Genomic DNA, 6,313 nt, shown 5'->3' on the forward strand with positions numbered 1-6,313 from the left:
TCACGGGCGGGTTCGGGCGCGGGGGCGGCGGGGTGGCCCGCCCCCTGGACGCGAGGGCCGGCGGAGGCATCGGGGCTCTGCGTCCTACCAGCGCAGCAGCACCAGTTCGCAGCAGAATCCGGGTCCCATGGCCAGCAGGAGGCCGGGGGTGCCCGGCTCCGGGCGGCGCTGTTCGATGGTGTCCCGCAGGACGTGCAGCACGGAGGACGAGGAGAGGTTGCCGACGTCGGCCAGCGAGCGCCAGGTGACGTCGAGCGCGCCGTCGGGCAGATCGAGCACCTCGGTGACGGTCTCCAGCACCTTGGGGCCGCCGGGATGGCACACCCAGTGGGCGACGTCCTTCGGCTTGAGGCCGTGCTCCGCGAGGAACTCCCCTACGTCATCGGCCAGATAGCGGCGGACGACGTCGGGCACCGCCGGGTCGAGGACCACGGTGAAGCCCGTGCGGCCGATGTTCCAGCCCATGACGTGCTCGGTGTCCGGGTACATCCGGCTGCGGGTGGCCACGATCTCGGGGCCCGCGACGGCGCGACGGCCGCCGAGGGCGACCACGGCGGCCGCCCCGTCGCCGAACAGCGCGGTCGCCACCAGGTTGGCGGGCGAGGCGTCGTGGCGCTGGAAGGTGAGGGAGCACAGCTCGACGGACAGCAGCACGGCCACGTCGTCGGGGCGGCCGAGGAGGTAGTCGTGCAGCCGGGCCGTTCCGGCGGCTCCGGCGACGCAGCCGAGGCCGAAGACGGGCAGCCGTTTGACGTCCGGGCGCATCCCGAGGCGGGTCACGAGGCGGGCGTCGACGGAGGGGACGGCGATGCCGGTGACGGAGGTGAACATCAGCAGGTCGACATCGGTGGGCCGCAGCCCCGCCGCGCGCAGCGCACCGCGCACGGCCTGGGCGCCGAGGTCGACGGCGGAACGGATGTACACGTCGTTGGAGGCGCCGAAGTCGTCGAGTCCGCGGTAGCCGTCCAGGGGCAGGACGGTGTGCCGGGTGCGGACGCGGGCGTTCTCGTGGAGCCGGTCCAGGACGCGGCGGTCGGCGCCGGCCGGCAGGCAGGTGCGGGCCACCATGTCGGTGACCGCGCGCTGGGTGTGGCGATGGGGCGGCAGAGCCCCGTGCACCGCGGCGATGCGGGTCATCCTGCCTCCTGCTTCGGTGGCGTCATGACCCCATCCTGCCCACAAAAGATAATGAATCGGTGCAAAAGACCCGCCCGGTCATCGCATTGACGGGGTTGCGGGCCCCTACGATCGCCCGATGGACGCCACGGACAGGGTGAGCCCGGTCGGCGCGGCTCCGGCCGGAGCGGTTCCTGTGGACGCGCGGCGGCGGGGCCGGATCGCCGGGCTGGCGCTCGCGTGCCACCCGGGGCCGGCGCTCGCGGTGACGGCCCTCGCCTGTGCCCTCGCCCTCGGCTCCGGCCTCGGCGGCATCCGCTCCGCACTGGTCACGGGGGCGGTCCTGACCGGCCAGCTCTCGGTGGGCTGGTGCAATGACGCGTACGACGCACGGCGTGACGCCCTCGCCGCTCGCCGGGACAAGCCCGCCGCCGACGGCACGGTGGGGCCGGGCGCGGTATGGGCGGCGGCGGCGACCGCGCTCGCTCTGTGCGTACCGCTCTCGCTGGCCTGCGGCGGCCTCGCCGGCACCGTGCACCTCGCCGCGGTCACCGCCGCCTGGCTCTACAACCTCCGCCTCAAGGCGACCGTCCTGTCCTGGCTGCCGTACGCCGTCGGATTCGGCGCCCTGCCCGCCGCCGTCACCCTCTCCCTGCCCGGCGGTCCGTGGCCCCGGTGGTGGACGGTGACGGCCGGGGCCCTCCTCGGGTTCGCGGCGCATCTGGCCGACACGCTCCCGGACATCGCGGCCGACCGGGCGGCCGGGGTCCGGGGCCTTCCGCAGCGGCTGGGCGCCACGGGGACCCGGCTGCTGCTTCCGCTGCCGCTCCTCGGCGCCACGGCGGTGCTGGCGCTGGGGCCGCCCGGACCGATGGACGCCGGCGGCGTGGCGGCGCTCGTCCTGGCCGTCGCGGCGGCGCTCGCGGGCCCGGCGCTCGGACGCCGGTGGCGCAAGTCGGCCCTGGCCGGAGCGGTGGCCGTGGCGGCGGTCGACCTGGCCCTATTGGTGGCCCGGGGCACGTCCGCGGCGTGAACGGGCCGGGCCGGCCCGCCTTCTGACATCACGTCAGTTCACCTATTCAGTTGACGTGACCATGCGAGGACCGTTGACAAATCAGATACTGAGCAGAAATCTGTGAATCTCTCAACGCAAAAGATTGACTTGCAAGCTCAAATCTCGTGGAAGTAGAGGGCACTATGAGATGGAAGCGACTCTCCGGACGGTCGATCGCCGGGCTGCTGATAGCCGGGATGGTCTCCGTCGGACTCCTGCCCGTCGCCGCGAGCGCGGCTGAGGCCACCGACCTGGCCCGGGGCAAACCCGTCGCCGCGAGTGGATCGCACGGCGAATACCCGGCCGCCAACGCCAACGACGGCAACATCACCAGCTACTGGGAGTCCAACGGCCTCCCCTCCGACCTGACGGTCGGGCTCGGGGCGGACGCGGACCTCCGGTCCGTGGTCGTCAAACTCAACCCGGACCCGGTCTGGGCGGCCCGGACCCAGGACATCCAGGTGCTCGGCCGCACCCAGGACGGCACCGCGTTCACCTCGCTCCGGGCCCGCGCCGGCTACGCGTTCGACCCGGCCGGCAACCGGAACACGGTGACCATCCCGGTGGACGGGCGGGTCGCCGACCTCCGGCTCAGATTCTCCTCCAACACCGGGGCGCCCGGTGCGCAGATCGCCGAGATCCAGGTCCTGGGAACGGCGGCCCCCAACCCCGATCTGACCGTGAGCGCTCTGTCCTGGAGCCCGTCGTCACCGTCCGAGACGGACGACATCACCATCGGGGGGACCGTCCGCAACAGCGGTTCGGCCGCGTCCCCCGCGACGACCGTACAGGTGAGCCTGGGCGGCGTGGTCGTGGGCAGCGCCCCGGTCGGCCCGCTCGCCGCCGGGGCCTCTGCCCCGGTCTCGGTCGAGGTCGGCACGAGGCCGCAGGGCTCGTACACCGTCTCGGCGCTGGTGGACCCGACCGACACGGTCGTCGAGTCGGACAACGCCAACAACGGTCGGACCACCGCCTCCCCGCTGGTGGTCGGCCAGAGCCCCGGCCCCGACCTGGAGGTCCGCTCCATCACCTCCAGCCCGGCCAACCCGGCCGTGGGCGCGGCGGTCACCTTCGGCGTGGCCGTGCACAACCGCGGCACCAGCGCCGTGAGCGCGGGCACCGTCACGCGTCTGACCGTCGGCTCCACCACACTCGACGGCACCACCCCGGCGATCGCGGCGGGCGCGACCGCGAACGTCACGGTCGACGGCAGCTGGACGGCGACGAGCGGCGGTGCCACGCTGACCGCCACCGCGGACGCCACGAACCGGGTCGCGGAGACCAGTGAGACCAACAACGTGTTCGCCCGCTCCCTCGTGGTCGGGCGCGGCGCGGCCGTGCCGTACACCGAACTGGAGGCGGAGGACGCCGACTACGAGGGCACGCTGCTGGAGTCGGACGCGAAGCGCACCTTCGGCCACACCAACTTCGCCACCGAGTCCTCCGGCCGCGCATCGGTGCGGCTCGACTCCACCGGTGACTTCGTTCAGTTCACCTCGACCGCGCCGTCCAACTCCGTCGTCGTGCGCAACTCCATCCCGGACGCACCGGGCGGGGGCGGCCGCGAGGCCACCATCAGCCTGTACGCCGACGGACAGTTCGTCCGCAAGCTCGACCTATCCTCGAAGCACAGCTGGCTGTACGGGAACACCGACAGCCCCGAAGGGCTCACCAACACCCCCGGCGGTGACGCGCGGCGGCTGTTCGACGAGTCGCACGCCCTGCTCACGCAGACCTACCCGGCGGGGACGGAATTCCGCCTCCAGCGGGACGCGAGCGACAACGCCTCCTTCTACATCATCGACCTGATCGACCTGGAGCAGGTGGCCGCGCCGTCGTCGCAGCCGTCGGGCTGCGTGTCCATCACGACGTACGGGGCGGTGGCGAACGACGGGATCGACGACGCGGCCGCCCTCCAGCGCGCGGTGACGGCGAACCAGAACGGTGAGATCGACTGCGTGTGGATCCCGGCCGGCCAGTGGCGCCAGGAGCGGAAGATCCTCACGGACGACCCGCTCGACCGGGGGCAGTGGAACCAGGTCGGCATCCGGGACGTGACGATCCGGGGCGCGGGCATGTGGCACTCCCAGCTCTACGCGCTGACCCCGCCGCACGAGGCGGGCGGCATCAACCACCCGCACGAGGGCAACTTCGGCTTCGACATCGACGACAACACACGCATCTCCGACATCGCCATCTTCGGCTCCGGCACCATCCGCGGCGGCGACGGCGACCACGAGGGCGGAGTCGCGCTGAACGGCCGGTTCGGCCAGGACACGAAGATCAGCAACGTCTGGATCGAGCACGCCAACGTGGGCGTCTGGGCCGGTCGCGACTACACCAACATCCAGGAGCTGTGGAACCCGGGCGACGGTGTCGAGTTCACCGGTATGCGGATCCGCAACACGTACGCCGACGGCATCAACTTCGCGAACGGCACCCGGAACTCCACGGTCTACAACTCGTCGTTCCGCAACACCGGCGACGACGCGCTCGCGGTCTGGTCCAGCAAATACGTCAAGGACCAGTCCGTCGACATCGGCCACGACAACAGCTTCCGGAACAACACCATCCAGCTTCCGTGGCGCGCCAACGGCATCGCGCTCTACGGGGGTTACGACAACACGATCGAGAACAACCTGATCTCCGACACGATGAACTACCCGGCCATCATGCTGGCGACCGACCACGACCCGCTGCCGTTCTCCGGGCAGACGCTGATCGCCAACAACGGCCTGTACCGCACCGGCGGCGCCTTCTGGAACGAGGACCAGGAGTTCGGTGCGATCACCCTCTTCCCGCAGAACCTGCCGATCCCCGGAGTCACGATCCGCGACACGGACATCATCGACTCCACCTATGACGGCATCCAGTTCAAGACGGGCGGCGGCCTGATGCCGGACGTCAGGATCGAGAACGTCCGGATCGACAAGTCCACCAACGGGTCCGGCATCCTCGCGATGGGCGGCGCCCGTGGCAACGCCACGCTGTCCGATGTGACCATCACCGACTCGGCCGACGGCGATGTGCTGATCGAGCCCGGCTCACAGTTCACGATCAGCGGGAACCCGAACAGCGCACGCGCCGAACGGTAGACCCGGACAGGACTCCCGGGCCGGCGGATACAGCCGGCCCGGGAACTCCCCTTCCTCCCAGCGGATTTCGTCCCGTCACCACTCTGGGAAGCGCACGGTCCCGGGGCTACCCTCCGCGCATGATTCCCACGGTCGTCCGGGGCACCGGCAACGTCGGCCGCGCGGCGATCCGCGCCGTCGACGCCCATCCGGCACTGACACTCGCCGCCGTCCTGGTGCACGATCCCGCCAAGGTCGGCCGCGACGCGGGCGAACTCGGCGGGCCGGGCGCGCGCTCGGGGTCGTGGCCACCGACGACATCACCGCCGTCCTGTCCGCGCGCCCCCGGGCGGTGGTCTACGCGGCGTCGGCGACGTCCGTCCCGACGAGACCCTCGCCGACGCCGGCCGGGCGGTCCGGGCCGGCGCGGTCGTCGTCACGCCCCCCTCTACCCGCTCTCGTCCAGGATGCCGGTGTAGCGGTTGACGTTCTTGTCGATGGGGAAGCCGAGGAAGTTGCTCAGCGGCTGCTTGGTCCGGGTCCGCAGCCAGAAGGAGCGGTCGTCGGGCCTGGTGGTGTTGGCGAAGATCTTTCCGTCCGCGCCCGGCGTGTCCCAGGCCATGCCCTTCTCGACCATATGGACGTCCGTGCCGGCCTGGGCGAGCCGCAGGGCGGCCACCGAGCCGCCGTAACCGGTGCCGATGACCAGGACCGGCACTCGGGCCCCGACCCGATGGGCGCCGCTGCCGCGCGGACGCCCGCCCACGCGGGTGGGGCGTGCCCGGCTATCGCCGCCGCACCGAGAGGAGAACCTGTTCCAGTGATGAATCTTCGACGCGAGACACCTTTGTGACGCCCCTCACTCTCGACAGAGTGCAACAGGTTCTACTGTCGATCGCCTGGCAAGTCACGGGAACCCGGGAGTAACTTCTCCGCTCTGCCGCAGCCTGGCACGGCACAGGGGCCCCGGACCTCTTAGGTTCTAGCGGTCCTCGCAACACTCATGATCGATGGGAGTTGCGAGGACCGTGGGCGGTAAGAGGCTTGATCCGGCGTTGAAGAGGCGTTT

At 71.3% G+C, this 6,313-nt stretch carries 3 protein-coding genes and 2 pseudogenes; 3 read left to right on the top strand and 2 right to left on the bottom strand.

What is annotated here, in order from left to right:
- Positions 1 to 84 precede the first annotated feature (84 nt).
- A complete protein-coding gene (locus ACIQMU_RS23185; RefSeq protein WP_352242708.1) occupies positions 85 to 1,137 on the bottom strand; it encodes a 3-oxoacyl-[acyl-carrier-protein] synthase III C-terminal domain-containing protein in 1,053 nt (350 codons plus the stop codon).
- Positions 1,138 to 1,255: 118 nt separating this feature from the next.
- Here ACIQMU_RS23185 and ACIQMU_RS23190 point away from each other — a divergent pair, with 118 nt between their 5' ends.
- The 3 genes and pseudogenes from ACIQMU_RS23190 to ACIQMU_RS23200 form a co-directional block, all read left to right on the top strand.
- Positions 1,256 to 2,149, top strand: a complete 894-nt coding sequence (locus ACIQMU_RS23190) for a UbiA family prenyltransferase (RefSeq protein WP_402689588.1) — start codon at positions 1,256 to 1,258, stop codon at positions 2,147 to 2,149.
- 164 nt (positions 2,150 to 2,313) lie between these two features.
- On the top strand, positions 2,314 to 5,265 hold the full coding sequence (locus tag ACIQMU_RS23195; RefSeq protein ID WP_352242706.1) for a CARDB domain-containing protein: 2,952 nt from the start codon (positions 2,314 to 2,316) through the stop codon (positions 5,263 to 5,265).
- Between the two features lie 119 nt (positions 5,266 to 5,384).
- Positions 5,385 to 5,688, top strand: a pseudogene (locus ACIQMU_RS23200) (dihydrodipicolinate reductase); the annotation flags it as partial.
- Between the two features lie 16 nt (positions 5,689 to 5,704).
- Here the strand turns inward: ACIQMU_RS23200 and ACIQMU_RS23205 are convergent.
- Positions 5,705 to 6,126 (bottom strand): annotated as a pseudogene (locus ACIQMU_RS23205) (FAD-binding protein); the annotation flags it as partial.
- Between the last annotated feature and the right edge of the window lie 187 nt (positions 6,127 to 6,313).

This window comes from Streptomyces sp. NPDC091649 (assembly GCF_044756785.1).
GTDB lineage: Bacteria > Actinomycetota > Actinomycetes > Streptomycetales > Streptomycetaceae > Streptomyces.

Coding starts and splice junctions, on each gene's coding strand:
- ACIQMU_RS23185 (WP_352242708.1), bottom strand. CDS start 1,137: ATGACCCGCATCGCCGCGGTGCACGGGGCTCTGCCGCCCCATCGCCAC.
- ACIQMU_RS23190 (WP_402689588.1), top strand. CDS start 1,256: ATGGACGCCACGGACAGGGTGAGCCCGGTCGGCGCGGCTCCGGCCGGA.
- ACIQMU_RS23195 (WP_352242706.1), top strand. CDS start 2,314: ATGAGATGGAAGCGACTCTCCGGACGGTCGATCGCCGGGCTGCTGATA.